The 21652-nt window shown below is 73.1% G+C and carries 12 protein-coding genes; 3 read left to right on the top strand and 9 right to left on the bottom strand.

Translation table 11 applies throughout. The features are described from left to right. Window positions 1-66: 66 nt before the first annotated feature. The gene (locus ACIRQF_RS27350; protein ID WP_404095814.1) at window positions 67-1503 is read right to left on the bottom strand and encodes a PLP-dependent aminotransferase family protein; all 1437 of its coding nucleotides are present in this window, start codon (window positions 1501-1503) and stop codon (window positions 67-69) included. Here ACIRQF_RS27350 and ACIRQF_RS27345 point away from each other — a divergent pair. Further along, window positions 1502-2500, top strand: a complete 999-nt coding sequence (locus ACIRQF_RS27345; protein ID WP_404095812.1) for a DMT family transporter — start codon at window positions 1502-1504, stop codon at window positions 2498-2500. The genes ACIRQF_RS27350 and ACIRQF_RS27345 overlap by 2 nt on opposite strands. Before the next feature lie 93 nt (window positions 2501-2593). Beyond that, window positions 2594-2797, top strand: a complete 204-nt coding sequence (locus ACIRQF_RS27340) for a DUF1918 domain-containing protein (RefSeq protein WP_376637751.1) — start codon at window positions 2594-2596, stop codon at window positions 2795-2797. A gap of 81 nt (window positions 2798-2878) precedes the next feature. Here the strand turns inward: ACIRQF_RS27340 and ACIRQF_RS27335 are convergent, their stop codons facing one another. Then, the gene (locus tag ACIRQF_RS27335) at window positions 2879-4177 is read right to left on the bottom strand and encodes a glycoside hydrolase family 10 protein (protein WP_404095809.1); all 1299 of its coding nucleotides are present in this window, start codon (window positions 4175-4177) and stop codon (window positions 2879-2881) included. A 170-nt stretch (window positions 4178-4347) separates the two neighbouring features. Between ACIRQF_RS27335 and ACIRQF_RS27330 the strand changes: the two genes are divergently transcribed. Continuing rightward, window positions 4348-5208 carry a 3-hydroxybutyryl-CoA dehydrogenase gene (locus tag ACIRQF_RS27330; protein ID WP_404095807.1) on the top strand — a complete coding sequence of 287 codons (861 nt, stop codon included), beginning with the start codon at window positions 4348-4350 and terminating at the stop codon, window positions 5206-5208. 67 nt (window positions 5209-5275) lie between these two features. Here the strand turns inward: ACIRQF_RS27330 and ACIRQF_RS27325 are convergent, their stop codons facing one another. The 7 genes from ACIRQF_RS27325 to ACIRQF_RS27295 form a co-directional block, all read right to left on the bottom strand. Continuing rightward, a complete protein-coding gene (locus ACIRQF_RS27325) occupies window positions 5276-5806 on the bottom strand; it encodes an NUDIX hydrolase (protein ID WP_376637748.1) in 531 nt (176 codons plus the stop codon). Window positions 5807-5919: 113 nt separating this feature from the next. Continuing rightward, window positions 5920-7260, bottom strand: coding sequence for a transcriptional regulator (locus ACIRQF_RS27320; protein ID WP_404095805.1), 1341 nt, complete (start codon window positions 7258-7260; stop codon window positions 5920-5922). 265 nt (window positions 7261-7525) lie between these two features. Next, window positions 7526-7693, bottom strand: coding sequence for a hypothetical protein (locus ACIRQF_RS27315; protein ID WP_404095803.1), 168 nt, complete (start codon window positions 7691-7693; stop codon window positions 7526-7528). Between the two features lie 135 nt (window positions 7694-7828). After that, window positions 7829-16303: a hypothetical protein gene (locus ACIRQF_RS27310; protein WP_404095800.1), complete on the bottom strand. Its 8475-nt coding sequence runs from the start codon at window positions 16301-16303 to the stop codon at window positions 7829-7831. Window positions 16304-16508: 205 nt separating this feature from the next. Then, window positions 16509-19040 (bottom strand): phenylalanine--tRNA ligase subunit beta, encoded by a 2532-nt coding sequence (gene pheT, locus ACIRQF_RS27305; RefSeq protein WP_404095798.1) that lies wholly within the window; start codon window positions 19038-19040, stop codon window positions 16509-16511. Next, on the bottom strand, window positions 19040-20167 hold the full coding sequence (pheS, locus tag ACIRQF_RS27300) for a phenylalanine--tRNA ligase subunit alpha (RefSeq protein ID WP_376637744.1): 1128 nt from the start codon (window positions 20165-20167) through the stop codon (window positions 19040-19042). The genes pheT and pheS overlap by 1 nt, the downstream gene beginning before the upstream one ends. A 179-nt stretch (window positions 20168-20346) precedes the next feature. Next, entirely contained in the window at window positions 20347-21645 is a 1299-nt protein-coding gene (locus ACIRQF_RS27295) for an ATP-binding protein (protein ID WP_404095796.1), read from the bottom strand. Window positions 21646-21652 lie beyond the last annotated feature (7 nt).

The following is a 21652-nucleotide window of genomic DNA, read 5'->3' as shown; positions in this document are numbered from 1 at the left end:
GGGCGCGGACCGGGCGGAGCGCCGGGCGGGTCCTGCCGGTCACCCGGTCCCCGGCGCCCCGCGGGCTCAGCGGGTGATCTCGTCGACGGCGGAACGCAGCCTCCGCACCCCTTCGGCGATCTCCGCCGCTCCCGCGACACCCGCGAAACTCAGCCGGATGTGCCCGGCGGGCGGCTCGGCGCAGAAGTAGGGCCGGCCGGGGGCGGCGGCGACGCCGGCCCGCAGGGCGGCGGGGAGCAGATCGGCCTCGGAGAGGGTGTCGGGGAGCCGGAGCCAGAGGTGGTAGCCGCCCGACGGGACGTGCGGGACGGCGAACTCGGGCAGCCGCAGCGCGACGGCGCCGGCCATGGCGTCCCGCCGGTTCTTCAACTCCTGGGAGACAGCGCGCAGATGACGCTTCCAGGCCGGCGCGCCGACGAGTTCGAGCGCGGTCTCCTGCAGCGGCCGGGGGACGAAGAAGCTGTCGACGACCTGGATGGCGCGGAGCCGTTCGAGGACGGGTCCGCGCGCGGCGAGGGCGCCGACCCGGAGGCTCGCCGAGGTGACCTTGGTGAGCGAGCAGACATGGACGACGACGCCGTCGGGGTCGTCGGCCGCGAGGGTGGGGGGCAGCGGGCCGGCGTCCTCGTGGACGAGCCGGCGGGCGAAGTCGTCCTCGACGACGAAGGCGCCCGCGACGCGGGCGATCCGCACGACGGCCGCGCGCCGCTCGACGGAGAGGACGGCGCCGGAGGGGTTCTGGAAGAGCGGCTGGCAGACCACGACCCGTGCCCCGGTGGCACGGAAGGCGGCTTCGAGGAGGTCCGGGCGGATGCCGTCGGCGTCGGTGGGGACGGGCACGGGACGCAGTCCGGCCGCGCGCGCCACGGCGAGCATGCCGGGATAGGTGGGCGACTCGACGAGGACGGGGGTGCCGGGGGCGGCGAGCGCGCGCAGCGCGGTGGTGATGGCGGACTGGCCACCGGCGGTGATGAGGACCTCGGCGGCGGTCACGGTGCCGCCGATCTCGCGGGCGAACCACTCGCGCAGTTCGGGGAGTCCGTCGGCGGGCGGCCGCCCCCAGGCGCCGGGGCGGCGGCCGGCCCGGGCGAGGGCGGCGGCGAGGGCGCGTTCGGGCTGGAGTGCCGGGTGGAGGTAGCCGCCGTTGAACTCGACGACGCCGGGCGGGGGCGCGGAGAGGGTGACGAGGACGCCGGAGGCGTCGACCGCCCGGGGCACGAGCTCGCCGGCGGCGTCGGCGCTGAGCGTGAGTTCCTGCCAGGAGGTGTCGCCGGCGGCGGGAGCGGCGGGCCGGGGTTCGGCCCGGTAGGCACCGGCGCCGGGGCGGGTGACGACGAGGCCCTCGGCGGCGAGCTGGGCGAGGGCGCGGCTGACGGTGACCGGGGAGACCCGGTGGCGGTCGACGAGGGCCCGACTCGACGGCAGCTTCTCACCGGGTGAGTAGCGGTTGAGCTCCGCCTTCAGGGATTTCACCAATTCGGCCACACTGCTACGCTCGTGCATGAGAGCACAGAATAGCGCTACTACTCCGAGCACGATAGCGGTCAGCACCACCCCGGCCGCCGGAACCGCGGGAGCGGACCGGGTGGAGACCGCCGGAGCGGGTGCCGCCGGCGGCGCCACGGTCACCGCCTCCCGGCGCACGCCGAGCAGCGGCACCCTGCTCGCCGCGCTCGGAGTGGTCTCCTTCTCGCTCACGTTCCCCTCCACCGTGTGGGGCCTGGAGAGCTTCGGCCCCTGGTCCCTGGTCGCCGTCCGCTCGGTCCTCGCCGCGCTCGTCGCGGGCGCCTTCCTGCTGGCGGGCCGGGTGGCGCTGCCGGGCCGGCGCCACTGGGCGGGGCTCGCGGTCGTCGCGGGTGGCGTGGTGGTCGGCTTCCCGCTCCTGACCACCCTGGCCCTGCAGACCTCCACGACCTCGCACGCCGCCGTGGTGGTGGGCCTGCTGCCGCTGACCACGGCGACGTTCGCCGCGATCCGCACCGGCCGGCGCCCGTCCCGTGCCTTCTGGGCCGCGGCCGTCGCCGGAGCCGTCGTCGTGCTCGCCTTCACGCTCCAGCAGAGCGGCGGGGCCCTGTCGACCGGCGACCTCTACCTCTTCGGCGCCCTGTTGGTCTGCGCCGCGGGCTACACCGAGGGCGGCCGGCTCGCGCGGCTGATGCCGGGCTGGCAGGTGATCGGCTGGGCGCTGGTGCTGTGCCTGCCGCTGATGGGCGTGGGCGCGGCCGTGGCCCTCGCGTACGAGCCGGTGCACGTCACCGCCCACGGGATCGTCGGCCTGGTCTGGGTGGCCGCCGGGTCCACGTTCTTCGGCCTCTACGTCTGGTACCGGGGCATGGCGGCCATCGGCATCCCGCGCGCGAGCCAGCTGCAGCTCGCCCAGCCGCTGCTGACGCTCCTCTGGTCGGTGACGGTGCTCGGCGAGGAACTCGCGCCGGCCGCGCCGCTGGCGGCCGGGGCGGTGCTCGTCTGCATCGCGGTGACGCAGCGCGCGAAGAGCTGACGCGGGCCTTCGGCGCGACGCCCGGGACGACCCACGTCACAATGGCAGACGTAGACCCCGAGTAGGGCAAGCCCAGCCGCGAGGAGGTCACCGATGCGTGCGTCCGAGGGCGACCAGCTGGTCGTGCACGGTCGGACGGTCGGCCACCACGACCGTACGGCCAAGGTCCTGAAGGTGCTGGGGGACGACGGCAACCCCCCGTTCCGCGTGAAGTTCGACGACGACGGTCATGAGGCCGTCGTGTCGCCGGGCCCCGACACCGTCGTCCGCCATCACATGGAGACCGGGGGCGCGTGAGCCCCCGGACGCCGGGGGTCCGCCCCCGGCGGCTCCTCCTGCCCCGGCGACGATCCGCGGGCCTGCCCGGCGGAACAGGCCCTATCCCTCCGCGAGGGCCGCCGTGAGGGCGCCGAGCGGATCCTTCGCGACCTCTCTGGCCGCGAAGTAGCAGTGCCCGCCCACGGCGGGATACGTCCGGGCCAGCGCGACGTGGCGGGCCAGCTCCCGCGGGTCCTGCCACGCCCCGGGCTGGGCGGGGTCGCCGACCTTGTAGAGCGCCTCACCGAGGTACAGCCCTACGCCGGTGTCGCGGACGGTCTCCGCCCACCAGGGCACGAGCCTGGCGTAGTCGGCGGCGCGGAAGCCGATGTTCCAGTAGAGCTGCGGGACCACGTAGTCGATCCACCGCTCCCGGACCCAGCGGCGGGTGTCGGCGTACAGGTGGTCGTACGTGCCCAGGCCCCCGTGCGTGTCCGAGCCGGCGGGGTCGGCGGCGGCGTCCCGCCAGACGCCGAAGGGACTGATCCCGAAGGCGACCCCCGGCTTGACCTCCCTGATCCGCGCCGCCGTCTCGGACACGAGCAGGTCGGTGTTGTGGCGGCGCCAGGCGGCCCGGTCCGCGAACCCGCCGCCGTACGTCCGGAACGCCGCGTCGTCGTCGAGCACCTGCCCGGCGACCGGGTAGGGGTAGAAGTAGTCGTCCCAGTGCAGGGCGTCGATGTCGTAGCGGCGTACGGCGTCGAGCATCGCGTCCTGGACGTGGCGCCGGACCTCGGGCAGGCCGGGGTTGTAGAGCAGCGTGCCTCCGTAGGTGAGGGCCCACTCGGGGTGCCGCCGCACGGGATGGCCGGGCGCGAGGCGGCCGGGGTCGGCGTGGGAGGCGACGCGGTACGGGTTGCACCAGGCGTGCAGTTCCAGGCCGCGGGCGTGCGCCTCGCTCACGGCGGTGCCGAGCGGGTCCCAGCCGGGATCCCGGCCCTGGACGCCGGTGAGGCACGCGGCCCAGGGCTCGTACGGCGAGGGCCACAGGGCGTCGGCGGAGGGCCGGATCTGCAGGACGACGGCGGTCATCCGGCGCCGGACCGCGAGATCGAGCAGCGCCACGAGCTCGGCGCGCTGCTCGGCGGCTGCGAGGCCGGACCGGGACGGGAAGTCGCGGTTGCTCACGGTGGCGATCCACATGCCGCGGAAGGCGGGGGCGTCCCGCCCGCCCGGCGGGTGCGCGGGCGCTCCGGGTGCCGGCCGTGCCGTTCCCGTCGCCCCGCTCCTCGGTCCCGTCCTCCTCGTCCCCGCCCCTCCCGGCTCCGTCCCGCGCGCCTCCGCCTCGGCTCGTCCTCCGACGCCGAGCGTCGCAAGAGTCACCCCCGCCACGAACCCTCTTCTACCGATCGGCGGCATTTGTCACCCCTCGCTATCGGATACGTCACAGCTCCTGGCAGAGCATGCCCCGCTCAGAACGATCGATCATCCGCCCCGTCGGGAGTAACGTCGTGGGGTCGAGGCGGACGCACCGGAATCACACGGGCCCGCCGCCAGGAAACAGCGAAAGGCACGAGGTGACGGACTCCATGGCCGACATTGAGCGCATCGGAGTGGTGGGCTGCGGCCAGATGGGCGCGGGCATCGCGGAGGTGTGTGCCCGCAGCGGTCTCGAGGTGAAGGTCGCCGAGACCACCGGCGAGGCGCTGGAGATCGGCCGCACGCGGCTCTTCAACTCGCTCTCCAAGGCCGCCGAACGCGGCAAGATCAGCGAGGAGGAGCGGGACTCGACGCTGGCGCGGCTCAGCTTCACCACCGACCTGGGCGAGTTCGCCGACCGCGACCTCGTGATCGAGGCGGTCGTGGAGAACGAGCAGGTCAAGACCGAGATCTTCCAGGTACTCGACCAGGTGATGACGCGCCCGGACGCCATCCTGGCCTCCAACACCTCCTCCATCCCGCTGGTGAAGCTGGCCGTGGCGACCTCCCGCCCCGACAACGTCATCGGCATCCACTTCTTCAACCCGGCGCCGGTGCAGAAGCTCGTCGAGCTGATCCCCGCCCTCACCACCTCCGAGGGCACGATCAGCCGGGCGCAGCTCTTCGCGGAGAAGACCCTCGGCAAGCACGCGATCCGTGCGCAGGACCGTTCGGGCTTCGTGGTGAACGCGCTGCTGGTGCCGTACCTGCTCTCCGCGATCCGGATGTTCGAGTCGGGCATCGCCAGCCGCGAGGACATCGACAACGGCATGGAGTTCGGCTGCGCCCACCCGATGGGGCCGCTGAAGCTGTCGGACCTGATCGGCCTGGACACGATCGCCTCGATCGCCGACTCGATGTACGCCGAGTACAAGGAGCCGCTGTACGCCGCTCCCCCGCTGCTGCAGCGGATGGTGGACGCGGGCCGGCTGGGCCGCAAGACGGGCTCGGGCTTCTACCCGTACTCCTGAAGCCCTTTCTCCCCTGCCGCCGGACGGCCCTTACACCGCACAGGTACGGGCCGTCCGGCCTTTTCCGTCACCCGAGCCGCAGGTGGCGCAGCATCAACAGCCCCGCGGCCATGTTGGCGGCGGGGACCTCGCCCCGGGCGATCATGTCGGGGACGAGCTTGAGCGGCACCCATTCCACACGTGAGGACTCGAAGGCGTCCTGGGGCGGTCCGGTCCACGTGGCCTGTTCGCTCCAGTAGAGGTGGTGACGGGCGTCGGTCAGGCCGTTGGACGGCTCGACGGTGAGGAGCGGGCGCAGCGGGCCCGGGCGCCAGCCGGTCTCCTCCTCCATCTCGCGCGCGGCCGCGGCCTCGATGTCCTCGCCGTCCTCCACGACGCCGGCGGCCAGCTCCCAGCCCCAGCTGTCGGTGATGAAGCGATGGCGCCAGAGCAGCAGGACCTCGTCGGCGTCGTTGACGGCGGTCGCGGCGGCGACGGGGCGGAGGCGGATCAGGTAGTGGTCGAGATGACGGCCGTCGGGGAGCTCGACGTCCGCCAGGTTGACCCGGAACCAGCGGTTCTCATAGACGGGGTGTTCACTTAATTTCGTCCACTGCACGTTTTTGCCACCTTCCGACTGGTCGGTGATTACTTGGTGGCAATATCGCAGCTGCCCCACGGTCGCAAGGAAAAGCTCACGGGGGCACGCACAGCGCACTGTCGGGGGAGACCTCACAACGGCACGCGCAGCGCGCCGCCGATGAGCTCCGCGGCCGCCCGGGCCTCCCCTCCCCCGCTCGCCAGCAACTGCTCCCGGACCAGCCGCAGTCGGTCCCGCAGCCGGCGAGACTCCATCCCGCGCGCCCGCTCCGTCATCTCCACGGCCGTCAGGGCGGCCCGGTCCGGCTCGCCCTGGCGCAGCTCGATCTGGCACAGCATCGCGAGCCGGTGCACCCGTCCCCGGTCGTGGGCCGGCGTCCCGACCGCCGCCGCCGCGTGCTCGTGGGCGGCCGCGAGTTCACCCAGACTGAGCAGGGCCTCGGCGACCTGCACGTTGACGAGACCCGGCTGGACGTAGCCGGTCTCGGCCGGCTCGCTGCCGGGACTGATCCGCTCCGCCTCCGTCTCGGCCCGGCGGATGCACGCCAACGCCGAGGCGCCATCGCCCAGATGGGCGTACGCCTTCGCCTGCATGGCCGTCAGGTCGGCGGCGAGCGCAGGGGTGATCTCGCGCCCCGCCGAGCGCAGCGCCGCCTCGGCGAAGGCCACCGCCTGCCGGTACTCCCCCATGAAGAGCGACTGGTTGACCAGCAGGGCGACCACATAGGCGCCCAGTCCGCGGTCGCCGCTGGCCTTGGCGAGCCGGAGCGCCTGGTGGAAGTAGCGCTGGGCGAGCCCCTGGGCGTCGGAGTCGTACGCGCAGATGCCGGCCACCGCCACCAGGCCGCCGACCGCCCGGTGCAGTCGCCGGCCGAGCGCGTCCCCGTAGGCGCCGCGCAGCAACGGCGCGGACTCGGCGTTGAGGAAGCCGACGATCCGGGCCCGCGTGGCCAGACCGCCGGCCCTGCGGTACATCTGCTCGTAGTGCGCGCGGGCCGCGCTCAGCATCACGACGTCGGCGGCCGAGACACGGGTGCGGCCTTCGCGGGAGACGTCGACGTCCTCCGGCGGGTTCTCCCACTCCCATACCGGCATCACCGCGGGGGTCCCCGTCACCGCCTGGGCGCCGCGGATGTGGGGGCGCTGCTGCTCGTCGGAGCGCCAGAGGGCGGTGGCCCGCTCGACGAAGCCGGAGAGCGGGGTGCCGGGGGCGGGCAGGCCGGCGCCGGGCACGCCGAGGCCGATGTCGTCCAGCGTGACGGCGCGGCGCAGGCGCCCGGTGAGCACCTCGCAGATCAGGTCGGGGACCTGGCCGCGGGGTCGCTGCCCCTTCAGCCAGCGGGCGACGGCGGTGTGTTCGTAGCGCAGGGCGAGGCCCCGGGCCCGGCCCGCCTGGTTCACCCGTGAGGCGAGACCGGCGTGCGAGATGCCCGCTTCGTCGAGCAGGGCGTCGAGCAGGGTGTTGGGCTGCATGGGACCGCTCCGGTACTGAGGGGGGACTCAGACTACTGATGGGAGGGTTTCGCACGGGGTGTGAACGAAGTACTTGTTGTTCCCTTCCGCGCACGGTGTCGAAGTCGCCCCGGTACGGGTTGACTTGGCTCCCTCGCCGAAGGGCGAGGACCGGGCCGCCGGCTCCCCCTCGTACAGTGCGGTCGCCCGGTCGGCGCGCCGCCCGCGCTGTTGATCTGCCCGACACTCCGTGGCAGCGCGGGCGGCGCCGGCCAGTCCCTGTCCACTAGTGAGGGGAGGGCGCGGGCCGGGTACGGCGCAGCCCGGGTTCGGCGGGCTGCGCCGGTACCCGTAGCCGGTCGTTGCGGACGACGAGCAGGGCCACGTCGTCGGTCAGCCGCCCGCCGGTGCGACGGAGCAGGGCGCTCGGAGGCAGCGGCTCGCCGGCCGGCACGGGCTCGACCCGCCGCCCACCGATCCGGTACGGGCCGGGGTCCCGCAGTCTCGCGCGCAGCCCGGCCCGGGAGGACCCGCCGCCCGAAGTCTCACCCGAAGGAGTGAGACCCGGGCCCGGGTGTCGGGTAGGCCGTCAGGACCCGAACTGCCCGCTGATGGCTTCGGTGACGGCGATGGCCGACGCCGCCCCGCCGATGCCCCGGAGGATGCCCCCGACCCATCCGGCGAGCCGGCCGACGCGCCGGGGGTCCGGCTGCTCGCTCTCGGCCTCGGTCGCAAGGGAGGAGACGTGCACGTCCAGATCCTGGGCGTCACCCGCACCCAACTGCGAGCGAAGGCCGTCCAGTTCCGCCTGGAGTCGGGTCACGAGGTCGGCGAGGCTCGCCTCGGGACCGGCCGGGGCTCCCTGAGCGTTGGTGTTGCCGGTGTTCGTGATGTTGTTGCCGACCGCCGAGTTGGTGAACGTGCCGCTGACTTCGAACTTGTCGCCCATGTCTACCTTCGCCTCCGAGTTGCTGGTCGTCTGTGTGGATGAAGCGCTGTTGGCGGAAAGATTGAGGACGATACCTTGCGGTTCCCGCCTGTCCGAGGGCTCGTGCGGCAGGACGGCGTTGATCGCGGCGGCAAGCTGGGCGGGCGAACGGAAGCGCCGCGCCGGATCCCCGAAGGCAACGATGAGGATCAGCCTCAACGCCTCGGGCATATGGTCGAATCGCAGGTGGTCGTGTCTCTGCCCGTCGTCGGACGCGGGCCCCTCCCACGGCAGTTCCTCCTTGCCGCTGAGCATGCTGTACAGAACGCCGGCCAGCGCGTAGGTGTCGTCCTCCGGTGTGGGAACACGTCCCTCCCGGGCAGCCCAGGGGTAGTAGCCGGAAGAGGCGCTCGGCAGCAGCTGCTCCAACGCCTTGCCTCCCCCGGGCCCGCCGCCGTGCCCCCATCCGACCACGTACAACGGCGGCCCGTCCGTGTGCTCGGGGACGATGAGGTTGCCCGGGCGGATGTCGCCGTGTGTCGTCTTCCGCTCCTCCCAGACCTGGCCCACCGCGTAGCACGCGTACATGACCATGCGAGCCGCCTCGAAGGGCTTCATGGCTCGGCCGTGGCGAAGGGATGCGGCCAGGGACCGCCCCGGCACCTTCCGGTAAAGAAGCCAACTGCCGTTGCGCTTCCAGCCGTCGGGCAAGCCCTCCACCGTCATCCCCGACGGGCCGTCGAAGAGCTCCTCGATCCGCTGCAGCGTCGTCTGCGGAGCCTCCGGATACCGCTTGGCGATGTACGTGACGTCTCGCCCCGGGAGAGGCTGCACCTCGCAGGTGTTCGTCCGCGAGTCCTCGTAGCGATACGTGACCACGTAGTGCGGACGCAGGTCCTTCTCGTGCTCGAAGGAGGCGGTCGTGCCGTCGTCCCAGGAAGGTGTCTGGCCGCGCAGCCACGTCTCGACGACGCTGTTGATCCAGGTCAGCTCGTTGCCGTTGCGGAGGAGCAGACCGTATTCGAGGTAGTCGTCCAGCTTGCTGCGATGGGTCTCCTCGGCCAGAGCGGCGCGCACCGCCTCCTCGTCGGGGTCCGTGAGGAGCTCTTGGGCGACCCGGAGGAGCACGTCCAGCGTGTCCTCCGCGGGATCGTACGCGTCAAGGAGCCCGAGTACGGCCTCGTCCTGCCCCGCCACCTCGGCGAAGGCCGCGTCCACCAGGTCGTCGTCGACGACGGTGCGCCTCTTGGCCTCAAGGAGCTCACACAGGGCTCTCCCCATCATGTGGACGTGCTGGGGGTGCCCCGAGGTGTACCGGAAGACCAGCTCGGCAGCGGTGGGCCGCACGTCCACGCCGGTGCCGGAGAAGCCCTGGTGGAGCACTTGGAGGGTGGCCTGCCGGTCGAGCGGGCCGAGCGAGAGTGGCCGCAGGAAGTCCTGGCGGGAGAGGGTGCCTGCCAGCCGCCCGCCGAGTTGGGCGGCCGTGCCGGAGCTGGTGACCAGCAGCGCGAGGGTGCCGTCCTGGCGCAGCCGCCGGAGGTCACCGAGTGCACGGGACAGGTCCTCCGCGTCCTCGTATCGGCGCAGAAGATCCTGCGACTCGTCGACCGCGAGGAGCAGTCCCACCTTCCGGTCCGGCCAGACCGCCCGCCGCACGCCCCGCCACCAGCGCCGGAAGTCGACCGCGTGCGGTGCTTCGGGGAGGGTGAGGACGGCGGGGTCGGGGTCGTAGTGCTCCTCGAGCTGGTCGCGCACTTCCTTGGCGATCCAGGTGAGGAGCGGGGCCGAGCGCGGATCCACCGCCTGGCCGTCGAGCAGGACGGGGAACACGTGGGGGATGCGCCAGCGCTCGGGCGGAAGGAGGGATTCCGGTGTACCGCCCCAGAGCCGGGTCAGCTGACGCACCAGGGACGTCTTGCCGGCCCTGCGCGATCCGGTCATGCACACCGGCGGAACGGATTCGCTCGGGGCGTCGACGAAGGCGGCCCGCAGCCGCTCCATTTCCGCTGCCCGGCCCGCGAACATCGTGGTGTTCACGGGATCACCGGGGCGGAAGCGGGCGGAGAGTCCGTCGCGGCGGATGAGCGGTTCGATCGTCGCCCCGAACTTCTTGGCCTGGCCCACACTGTCGTCCGGCAGGATGCCGTCGGCGTCGATGACCAGTTGGCTGCCGGTCCAGGGGATGACGAGGAAGACGGAGGACACGGCTTCCGGCTCCATCCGGCCGAGCTCGTGGACGATGTCCGTCCCCCGCACCCGGACGGTCACCTGGCCGAGCGGTTCGGAACCGGCCCTGAGCTTGAGCCGGAGTTCCACCGGTCCGCCTTCGAGCCGTGTGGCCTTGTTCTCCCGCCAGCTGAGGGGGGCCTGGGTGCCCGCTTCGGCTCGCAGCCTCTCGTGGCCGGAGGTCTCCCAGACCTGCTTGAGCACGCCATGGACCTGGAGGGCGGCGTCCCGCAGGGAGGCGGAAGAGAGGGCGTGCGCCCGTGCCGTGGCCTCCCTGAACGTCACGTCCACGTCGGGGCGCTCGGCGTTGATCGGCGGCAGCGGTGTCTCGCCGCGCGCGTTGACGTCCGCGATCATCTCGACCAGACGCCGCCACCGCTCCCCCAGGCGCCGGCACAGCACGGCGTCCGGGCCGACCGCGCCTTCGGCGAAGGCGCGAGCGACCTGTTCCACCTGTGCGACCAGCTCCGGTCCGGGGCGCCCGGGCCGCTCCGCCAGCCGGGCCACCAGGGCGGCGGCTCCCGGCGGGACCTCCGTATCGGCCCAGATGTCGGTCACCGCGCCGCCCGCGAGCAGCGCGAGCGCCGCCTCGGACGGATCCGCCGCGCCCCACTCCGCACACCGCTCCGTCAGCTCACGCCGGATCGCTTCCCTGTCATCGCCCAGCTCCAGCGCCTTCCGGTACGCCTCAAGCGCCCGTTCGACCATGCCGTCCTCGGCGTAGATCCCCCCGAGGATGCGGTTGCTGACCTGCTGTTCCTCACCGTAGACGCGGCTGGTCCGGCGGTTCGTGGGGGACAGGAAGCGCACGGCGCGTTCCCGGTCCGGCCCCAGGTAGGCGACGATCGCGCGCAGCTGGTCGCCACCGAGGGGGCGGCCGATCCCGTGCAGCGCCTCGGGCACATGCGCGGCGAGCGCGCTGTCCACCAGAGCCTGCGTGGTAGGCAGCTCGTCGCGTCGGAGGAGTTCGATCGCCTCGTCGACGAGCTCGTTGCGGCCGGCTCGGTGCGCCAGGAGCGCCGCGAGCCCTGCCAGGTTCTCGCTGCGGGGCTTCAGCCGGGCGTGCACCAGGAGGAGACGCGCCGCCTCGGCCGGGCTGTCGCCCATATCGGGCTGGGCGAGTACGCCCACGTGCGCGAGAAGTTGCATCCGGTCGTTGTGCCATACCTCGACGCCGGACATCAGCCTCCCGGCCTCGGCGTGATCCCCCTGCGCGCAGGCGAGCCGGACGAGGATGTCCCGGCTGTCGGCCTCCGAGGCCGGCAGCCCCGCCACCGTACGGACCTCGTCGTGACGCGCCGCCTCGATCAGACAGTAGGCGGTGGCCTTGATCAGACCGATCGCCCGGGGGGCCTCGTCGAGCAGCCTTCGCGCGCGGTTCGAGGCAAGTTCCCAGTCGTCCTCCGCGGCGGCGAGAAGGTCCGCGGCCGGTTCCCGCAGCGGCCCGGTGAGCAGCTTCTTCAGGGTGTTCCGGCTGATCTCCGGGCGGAAGTACGACAGTGCCTGCACGCGGAGCGCGGCGAGTGCGTCACCGTACTCGCCTTCCAGCATCTCCACGGCTTGCCGGCGCGGTGCCTCGGCGAGCCGCTGGCGCAGTCCGACCGCCTGCTGGTGGTCGTGGCGCGGCAGCCTGCCGCCTCCGTACCGCTGCAGAAGATTGGCCGCCTCCGCGCAGTTCGGGTTGAGCCGCAGCGCCTGCTCGGCGTGGTGGACGACGTCGTCCTTGCGGTGCAGGGTCTGAGCCAGTTTGGCCAGGCTGAGGTGCAGCTCGAAGCCGCTGTCGGGGGTGACGTGAGGCTGCAGGAACTCGTAGAGCTGCTCCACCCGACCGAGTATCGGTGCGACGCGGACGGCGGAGGCGAGCAGCTCGGCCACCTTGCCCCTGGTCCGTTCGATCCATTCGGTCAGCAGGTCCCAGGCGTTCTCGTACCGCTCCGCCGTCTCCAGCACCATGGCCATGGCGGCGACCGTGTCCGGCTGCGGGTCCGGCTGGTAGGTGAAGAGCTCCCGCATTGTCGCGACATAGCGACCGGCCGTGGCCGTGCCACCGGCGCGCATGGCCCGGCGGGCGGCGTCGGCCGCCAGACGGAAGTGGTGGGAGGTGGGCTCGCTACGGCACTTGGCGATCAGCTCCGCGGCGTTCGACTCCGCCTCTTCCAAGGCGTACGAGGACCGAGCGGGCGCGGCGGCCGACGCCGGCGTCCGCGGGTACGCGGTCCGGGAGGTCTGCCAGGAGGCCGAGGACTGCGCGGGACCGCGTCCTTCCACCACGACAGCAGAGGCGGTGGGCGTGAAGGTCGGTTCCGGGCCGCTCCTGGCCGGTGCGGGCACAGGTCTGCCGACGACGGCGAAGAGCCTGCCGAGCCAGTCGAGCTGTTGCACGTCGTATCGGCGTGTCGACACCCTCGCGTGGTACTCGAAGGTGGCCGCCGAGGCCTCCAGCCGGCCGGTGGCGGCGTACGCGCAGCCGAGGTTCCACGCGGTCCCGGAACCGAGCCAGCGGGTGTCGGCCAGCTCGTTGTGCAGCCGCAGGGCTTCCTCGGCCCGCCCCGCCTCGACGAGTGCGGCCAGCGCATTGCCGGTCGCCACAGGATGCGCTCGAGCGGCCCGTGCCCACGCGTCGGCCACCTCGTCGCGCGATGCGCCGGGAAGCGGCTGCTGGGCCGCGCGGATGACGGGCTGGGTGGCCGGCGGTCCGACGATCGGCGTGCGGTGGACACCGATGTGGTGTGCCCGCTCAGGTGCCGCCGGTCCCGCCTCGGCCAGGCGCGGGGCGCTCGGTGGACGCAGCGCGGATGCCGGGAGACCGGCCGCGGCGGCCGCTCGGTCCCGGACGAGCAGGGCGCGCGGAATCCGCTGGGGCGCCGTCCAGACCAGGCTGCGTTCCAGGAGCCGGACGGCTTCCTGGGGGCGTCCCGTGTCCATCAGCCAGAAGGCGAAATCGCGGACGAGGTAGTCGTCGTGGCAGACGGCGACGGCGTCGTGCAGGTCGCTCAGCGTTTCCTCGGAGGGGGCCGGCAAGGTTCCCGAGCGCAGGCCGGCCACGACGGCGGCCGTTCCCATGCCGCTGTACGCGCCCCCGCGGGGGGCCGGCACCGCCGACCGGTCCGCCGTCCACGGCATCGGGCCGGTCTGCCCCGCCCCCGGGAGGCTGTCGCGCTGGACGGCACCGGGCACGTGCGCGGCTGTGGTCACCTCCCTCAGGCGCTGTTCGAGCGGCGCGATCCACGTCTCGCTGGCCTTGAGTTCCCGCGCCCGCTCGAGCTCGTGGCGGGCCACCTCGTAGTCCGCGATGCGGCTGTCGAGGGCGGTGCGGGCCAGTTCGATGTGGTGGCGCCAGCTCAGTGCACCGCGCGCCTCGGAAATGCGCTCGACGACGGCTTGGGCGCGCGGGAGGTCGCCCGTCTCCCTGCAGATACGCAGCATGAGGAACGCCCCCGGTGACGAGGGGTTGGCGCGGAGCAGGTCCTCGAGCTCGCGGGCGGCTCTCTCGACGTCCCCGCTCTCGTACATCTGCTTCGCCAGGGATTCGCGGGTCTGTTCCTCGACGACCTGGACCGGCGGCTCGGGCCGGGTCTCGGTCTCCGCGAACGGGGAGGGGAAGCCCAGGCGCCCGCAGTAGGCGTCGGCCGCGTCCTTCTGCTCCCGGTTCGGGCGTCCGGGGAGCACACTGGCCATCACGCGAAGGGAGTCCACGGCGAGCCGGTCGGCCCCCACAGCGGCGTAGGCGCAGGCGACGTTCCAGTCGACGGCCGCGGTGAGGTACTGCCGCGCGGCGAGATCGCGGTAGAGGGCGAGCGCCGCAGCCGGGTTGCCGGCCGCGACGAGCCAGCCCACTGCCGGCCCCAACGCGATCTTGGCTCCGCCGCGTGCGGCGGCGGTGAAGGCCTCGGCGGCCGCGGCCGACTCGTTCAGGGCGGCCAGACGCACCGCCTCGGCGACGGCCGGGTCGCCGAGTGCTGCGCCGACGGGCGAGGTCAACCAGGGAGCGAGCGGCGGCAGCGGGGCGACGGGACCGGCGGAGAGCAGCTCGGCCGGCGGCAGCGGCGGGTGCCCCTTGTGGAACACCTCGTCCGCCGACGTGTGTCGCCCGGCGGCGCGCAGGGCCTGCTCCTGCAACTGCCACATGAGGGGGTGGGTCTGCCGTGGGAAGCGGGGGACGGCGGCCTCCAAGAGGTCCGCGGCGGCTTCCGGGGCGCCGAACGTCAGCTGACGCGCGACCTGGCTCACCTCGTGGAACGAGCCTTCCGTGCCCAGCTGGTGCAACAGCGTCCGCGCCGCCGCCCGGGTGCCCGGGGAGGCGTCGGGACTCCAGCCCTCCTGGATGGTGGCGACGGCGCTGCCCCGCTGTGCCGGAAAGCTCAGGCCGTCGGCCAGCGGAGACAGGGTCATCGGGACGCGGTCCGCCTCCGGTGAGGCCGGGGGCGCGGCGCCGATCCCGGGCGGCTCCGGGTCGGCGGCGTGCGGGTGCCCGGTCGGGTCAGCCACCCGGTCGGCGACGCCGACCCGGTCGGCGTCGATGCCCTGGTCGGCTTCGACGCCCTGGTCGGCCTCGGCCCGCATGACGCCGAACCGCTCCTCCGCGCGCCGAAGGTATTCGGCTGCGGCGTCCACGTCGCCGTTCACGACGTAGGTTTCCGCGGTGCGCACGTCGAGGGCCACGGCGGCGTCGGGGACGGCGAGGGCTGCGAGTCCTTCACGCATCCGCTCCAGTCCGTGGCGGACGTCGAACTCGGCGCGCGCCTCGGCGAGCAGTTCGACCCCCTGCCCGGCCTCGTCCAGGTCGCCCCGAGCAAGCGCGTCGGTGACCATCTCCCCCAGCGGGCCGAGGATCTGGGCGCCCTTGTCGCCCACGTCGCGGAGCAACTCCTCGCCACGTTCGCGCAGGCGCTCCAGCGGCGCGAGGGCGGGTTCCAGGAGCTTCGGGTCGATGTCGGTGAGCCGGGCCACGACGGCGACCTGGTGACGGTGGTGGGGGTCCGCCGAGGCGAGGGCCTCGGCGGCGAACCAGGCCAGCTGCGTCCGGCCGTCGGGAGTGCGGGGCGACTCCGGGGCCGGGTCGCTCTCCAGCGCGGCAAGGAGAACCGGGACGAGGTCGGGATCGAGATCCGCGTACTCGGGCTGGTGCGGGTCCGGCACATCGACCGGCCGCCACCGGAACTCCGCGGCCAACTCGAGGACGCGCCGGACCTGCCCCGTGACCTCGTCGACAGCCGCTGTCAGCCGCCGCAGCTTCGCGGCGCCCGCCGGGCCGTCGTAGTGCGCGGCCGCCCCGCCGATAGCGGCCAGCGCCTGGTGCACCAGTGCGTCGGGGCCGTCGTCCAGGAATTCCGGGGCGATGGGGGCACCGGCGGGGAGTCCGTCGAGGAGGGCGCCGACGGGCCGGGTGAAGAGCTCGGGACCGAGCTGGCGATCCATCTTGGCGTGCTCGTCCGCACAGGCCCGCAGCTCTTCGGCCAGGTCGTGGAGCAGCCGCGTACCCGCGGCCTGGAGCATCACCGGGGACGGCGCCGCACGTAACAGCTCCGACAGCTGGTGCGTCAGGTGTGCGGGCAGGGCGCGTTCCGCGTCGAAGACGTCGTACCGGCGGGCCGACCAGGCCTGCCGCGCCCAGTTCACCAGTTGGGCGAGCGCGATGTCCTCGGCCTCGACGGCCGCCGCGGTGAGCTCCGCCATGAGCTCCCCCGCCAGGGGGCTCTCGGCCGTACGCCGTTCGAGCGGCACGACGGTGGAGGCGAGGATCGCGGAGCGGCGATGGAGGAGGACGATGAAGGGCGCCGCGGCGCGCAGCGTCTCCCGGCCGATGCCGGTGCCGCGGTTCAGACAGTGCCGGATGAACCGGGCCGATGCCTCACCCGCAGCGGAGGGTGCCGACCACTGCGCGTCCCCCACATGTTCGATCGCCGTCACCGTGCACGCTCCCCGCTGGACTCCGGACACCTTCGCTCCGCTGCATCGATGACGAACAACCGGCTGCGAAAAGCGCAGTTGAGGGCTGGCGGCACTCGGCGGCAGGGTGCGATTCTAGCGAGCTGACGATGCGTCATGATCCGGAACGCGGAAAGGGGCTGTGCCCGGTCGGGATGACCGGGCACAGCCCCTTTCCCTGCTGCCGTCAGGCGCCGCGGAGTACCGCGCCCGTGTGCTCCGCCGCCGCGGCGACCGCGGCGTCGCGGGCGGCCGTGGCTTCCTCGACCGTCAGGGTGCGGTCGGGGGCGCGGAAGCGGAGGGCGTAGGCCAGGGACTTCTTGCCCTCCCCGATCTGGTCTCCGGTGTAGACGTCGAACAGGCGGATGGACTCCAGGAGTTCACCCGCCCCGTCGGCAAGGTAGGACTCGACCGTGGCGGACGGGACGTCCTTGTCGACGACCAGGGCGACGTCCTGGGTGGCCACCGGGAACGCGGAGATGCGCGGGGCCTTGAGGGGGCCCGTGCTCGCGCGCTCCAGGATGTCCAGGTCCAGCTCCATCGCGCAGGTGCGGGCCGGCAGGCCCAGGGCCTTGACCACGCGGGGGTGGAGTTCGCCGGCGTGACCCGCGAGGGTCTTCACGCCGTCGATCACCACGTGGAGCGAGGCGCAGCGGCCCGGGTGCCACGGGGCGTGCTGGTCGGCCTCGATCAGCAGCTCCACGCCGGACTCGGCGGCGACCAGGCGGGCGGCCTGGACGGCGTCGGCCCAGTCGGCCGGACGGCCCTTGCCCCACCAGCCGGCCTGCTCGCGCGCGCCGGAGAGGACGACGGCCGCGCGGCGCGGCTGCGCGGGCAGCGCGGCGTTGACGCGGGCGATCTCCTCGTCGGACGGACGGCCGTCGACGCCCAGGCGGACGGCCACGCCCGGCTGGCCCTCGGTGGGCCGGAAGACCAGGCCCGTCTCGAAGAGCGCCAGGTCGTGGCTGCCCCGGCCGTCGTTGCGGCGCAGCGCGCCGAGCAGGCCCGGCAGCAGCGTCGTACGGAGCGCGGGCTCCTCGTCGGAGAGCGGGTTGACCAGCTTCACGACCCGGCGGCGGGCGTCGTCCGCGTCCAGGCCGAGCTGGTCGAAGACCTGCTCGCCGATGAAGGGGTAGTTCAGCGCCTCGACGTAGCCGGCGCCGGCGAGCGCGCGACCCACCCGGCGGTGGACACGCTGGCGCTCGGTGAGACCGCGGCCGGCCGGGGGCTTGGGCAGCGTGGAGGGCAGGTTCTCGTAGCCCTCCAGCCGGATGACCTCCTCGGCCAGGTCGTTCGGCTCGTTGAGGTCGGGGCGCCACGAGGGCACGGTGACCACGAGCTCGTCCTGGCCGTAGACGTCGCAGCCGATCTCCTGGAGACGGCGGACGACGGTCTCGCGGCCGTAGGCGACGCCCGCGACCTGGTCCGGGTGGTTCGCCGGCAGGGTGATCGTGCGCGGCGCGGACGGCGCGACGATCTCGGTGACGCCGGCCTCGGCGGTGCCGCCCGCGAGGAGCACGAGCAGGTCGACCGTGCGCTGCGCGGCCGCGGCCGCGGCCTGCGGGTCGACGCCGCGCTCGAAACGCTTGGACGCCTCGGAGGACAGCTTGTGACGACGCGCCGTGCGCGCGATCGCGATCGCGTCGAAGTGCGCCGCCTCGATGACGACCTCGGTGGTGCCGGCGACGACGCCGGTCTCCGGGTCGGCGACCGGGTCGGCGATCTCCGTGTTGGCACCGCCCATGACGCCGGCGAGGCCGATCGGACCGCTGTTGTCCGTGATGAGCAGGTCGGCCGCGTCCAGGACGCGCACCGTGCCGTCGAGCGTGGTGATCTTCTCACCGGGCTCGGCGCGGCGGACGCCGATGGGGCCGTCGATGCGGCTGCGGTCGTAGGCGTGCAGCGGCTGGCCGAGCTCGAGCATCACGTAGTTGGTGATGTCGACGGCGAGCGAGATCGGGCGCATGCCGGCCTTCTGGAGGCGGCGCTTGAGCCAGATCGGGCTGTGGGCCTCGGGGTCGAGACCGACGACCGTGCGGGCCGTGAAGCGGTCACAGCCCATCGGGTCGGTGATCTGGACCGGGTAGCCGTACGCGTTCGGGGCGGGCACGTCGAGCAGCGCCGGGTCGCGCAGCGGCAGGCCGTACGCGATGGCGGTCTCGCGGGCGACACCGCGCATCGAGAGGCAGTAGCCGCGGTCCGGGGTGACGGCGATGTCGAGGACCTCGTCGTACAGCTCCAGGAGGACGGTGGCGTCGATGCCGACCTCGTGCTCCGGCGGCAGCACGATGATGCCGTGCGTGCCGTCGTCGCCCATGCCGAGCTCGTCGCCCGAGCAGATCATGCCCCGGGAGACACGGCCGTAGGTCTTGCGCTCGGCGATACGGAAGTCACCGGGCAGCACGGCGCCGGGCAGGGCCACGACGACCTTGTCGCCCTCGGCGAAGTTCCGGGCGCCACAGATGATCTCCTGGGGCTCGCCGGTGCCGTTGGCCTGGCCGACGTCGACGGTGCAGAAGCGGATCGGCTTCTTGAACTCCGTCAGCTCCTCGATCGTGAGGACCTTGCCGACCACCAGCGGGCCGGTGAGGCCCGCGCCGAGCTGCTCGACGGTCTCGACCTCGAGTCCTGCCGCAATGAGCTTGGCCTGCACGTCACGACCGGTCTCCGTCGCCGGCAGGTCGACGTACTCCCGCAGCCAGGAAAGCGGGACCCGCATCAGATCTCCATCCCGAACGGCCGGGTGAACCGGACGTCACCCTCGACCATGTCTCGCATGTCTTCGACGTTGTGGCGGAACATCAGCATCCGCTCGATGCCGAACCCGAAGGCGAATCCGCTGTACTTCTCGGGGTCCACACCGCAGGCGACGAGCACCTTCGGGTTGACCATGCCGCAGCCGCCGAGCTCGATCCAGCCCTCGCTGCCGCAGGTGCGGCACGGGCGGTCGGGGTTGCCGACGGACTCGCCGCGGCAGACGTAGCAGAGCATGTCCATCTCGGCGGACGGCTCGGTGAAGGGGAAGAAGTTCGGGCGGAGCCGGGTCTTCATGTCGGGTCCGAAGAGCGCCTGGACCATGTGGTCCAGGGTGCCCTTGAGGTCGGCCATCGTCAGGCCCTCGTCGACGGCCAGCAGCTCGATCTGGTGGAAGACCGGGGTGTGGGTCGCGTCGAGCTCGTCGGTGCGGTAGACGCGGCCGGGGCACACCACGTAGACCGGGGGCTCCCGGTCGATGAGCGTGCGGGCCTGCACCGGCGAGGTGTGCGTCCGCAGCACGACACCGGACTCGTCGCCCGTGGTGCCCTCGGGGCCCTGGACGAAGAAGGTGTCCTGCATCTGGCGCGCCGGGTGGTCCGGCACGAAGTTCAGGGCGTCGAAGTTGAACCACTCGGCCTCGACCTCGGGGCCCTCGGCGACCTCGTAGCCCATCGACACGAAGACGTCGGCGACGCGCTCCATGAGGGTGGTCAGCGGGTGGCGGGCACCGGCCGGGATCCGGTCGTACGGCAGGGTGACGTCGACGGCCTCCTCGACGAGGACGCGCGCGTCGCGCTCGGCCTCCAGCTCGACCTGGCGGGCGGCCAGTGCCTTGGAGACGGCGCCGCGGGCCTGGCCCACGAGCTTGCCGGCGGCGGCCTTGGCCTGCGGGGGCAGGGCGCCGATCTCGCGGTTGGCGAGCGCCAGCGGCGAGGTGCCGCCGGTGTGCGCGGTCTTCGCGTGGGCGAGCGCGTCGAGGTCGCCTGCGGCGGCGAAGGCGGCGAGCGCCTCGTCCCGCATGCGCTCGATCTCTTCCGGTTTCAAGGCCTCGACCTCGACCGGGTCGTACGACTTATTGGGTGCCGACATCTCTTCCCGTGCTTCCGTTGGCTGGCTGGGCGGCCCCGCTCGACGTCAAGGGCGCAAACGTGCCAAAGGACGAGTCTAACGGGGTGGTGGGACGCGTTTGAGCCCGTGGGCGGCCCGAGCGGCTCCTGACCTCGTGCGGTCTCGTCAGTTGAGACGGGGAGGCGACGTCGCGGGTGACGTCAGAGGAGGTGTGCCGGGGTGCCGACGGGCAGGATAAATCGGAACTCGGCCCCGCCGCGGGGACCGCGTCCGACGGTGATCGTGCCGCCGTGGGCCTCGACGACGCCCTTGACGATGTACAGGCCGAGACCGGTGCCGCCGCGCTTGCTGCCCCGCCAGAAGCGGGTGAAGACACGGCCCATCGACTCCTCGGGGATACCGGGGCCTTCGTCGCTCACGGTGACCTCCGTCCCCTTCTCTCCGTCGGTGGTGGCCGTGGTGGGTGCCACCTCGATGGTGACGGTTCCCTCGCCGTGGCGCACCGCATTTTCGAGGAGGTTGCCGAGGATCTGGTCGATCTTGTCGGGGTCGGCCCACAGCTCGGGCAGGTCGGGCCTCACCCGGACGAAGAAGCGGTCCGGGGACTGGCCGCCCGTGGTGTGCGCGTGGACGTGCCGGCCGACGGCGGCGGCGATGTCGACGGGCTGGCGGCGCACCTCCAGACGGCCGGAATCGATCCGTGAGATGTCGAGGAGCTCGGCGATGAGGCGCTTGATGCGGCCGGCGTCGGCGTCGACGGTCTCCAGCATCAGACGCTTCTGGTCGTCCGTGAACCGCTCCCACTTGTCGAGGAGGGTGGCGGTGAAGCCCTTCACGGAGGTGAGCGGCGAGCGCAGCTCGTGCGCGACGGTCGCGATGAGCTCGGCGTGGCTGCGTTCGGTACGGCGCCGGGCCTCGGTGCCGCGCAGCGAGACGACGACGCGCCGCACCGGTCCGGTGGGGTGGGCGCGCACGTAACGGGCGGAGACGAGCACCTCGCGTCCGCCGGGCAGCAGCAGATTCCGCTCGGGCTGGCCCCGGCGGGTGGCGAGCCCGCCGTACGGGTCGGTGAGCGGCCACCAGCGGCTGCCCTTGAGGTCCTCCAGGGGCAGCGCCTCGTCGAGGAGCCGGCCGAGCGCGGCGGCGGGCGGGACGGCGGTGATCCGCGCGGCGGCGGCGTTGAAGCAGATGATCCGGCCGGCCTCGTCGGCGACGACGAGGCCGTCGGGCAGCTCGTCGGGGTCGATGCCGGGACCGCCGCCCGGAGCGGGATCGACGGCGGGGCCGGTCGCGGCGGCGAGCGCGTGGGCTCGGGAGGCCTCGGTCCCGGGCGTGGCGGGCACGTGCGCTCCGGAGGCCTCGGTCCCGGGCGGCGTGGGCGCCTGCTCCGGTACGCGGGACGGTTCGGGCGTGGCACCGTGCCCCGCCGCGGGCGGCGGTTCCGGCGCATGGGTCCCGGTGCTCCGTGACTGTGCGGGACTGCCCGTGCCGACCGTCATCCCCGTA

The organism is Streptomyces sp. NPDC101191 (assembly GCF_044767915.1).
GTDB lineage: Bacteria > Actinomycetota > Actinomycetes > Streptomycetales > Streptomycetaceae > Streptomyces.
This window is presented reverse-complemented; position numbering and strand designations above follow the sequence as displayed.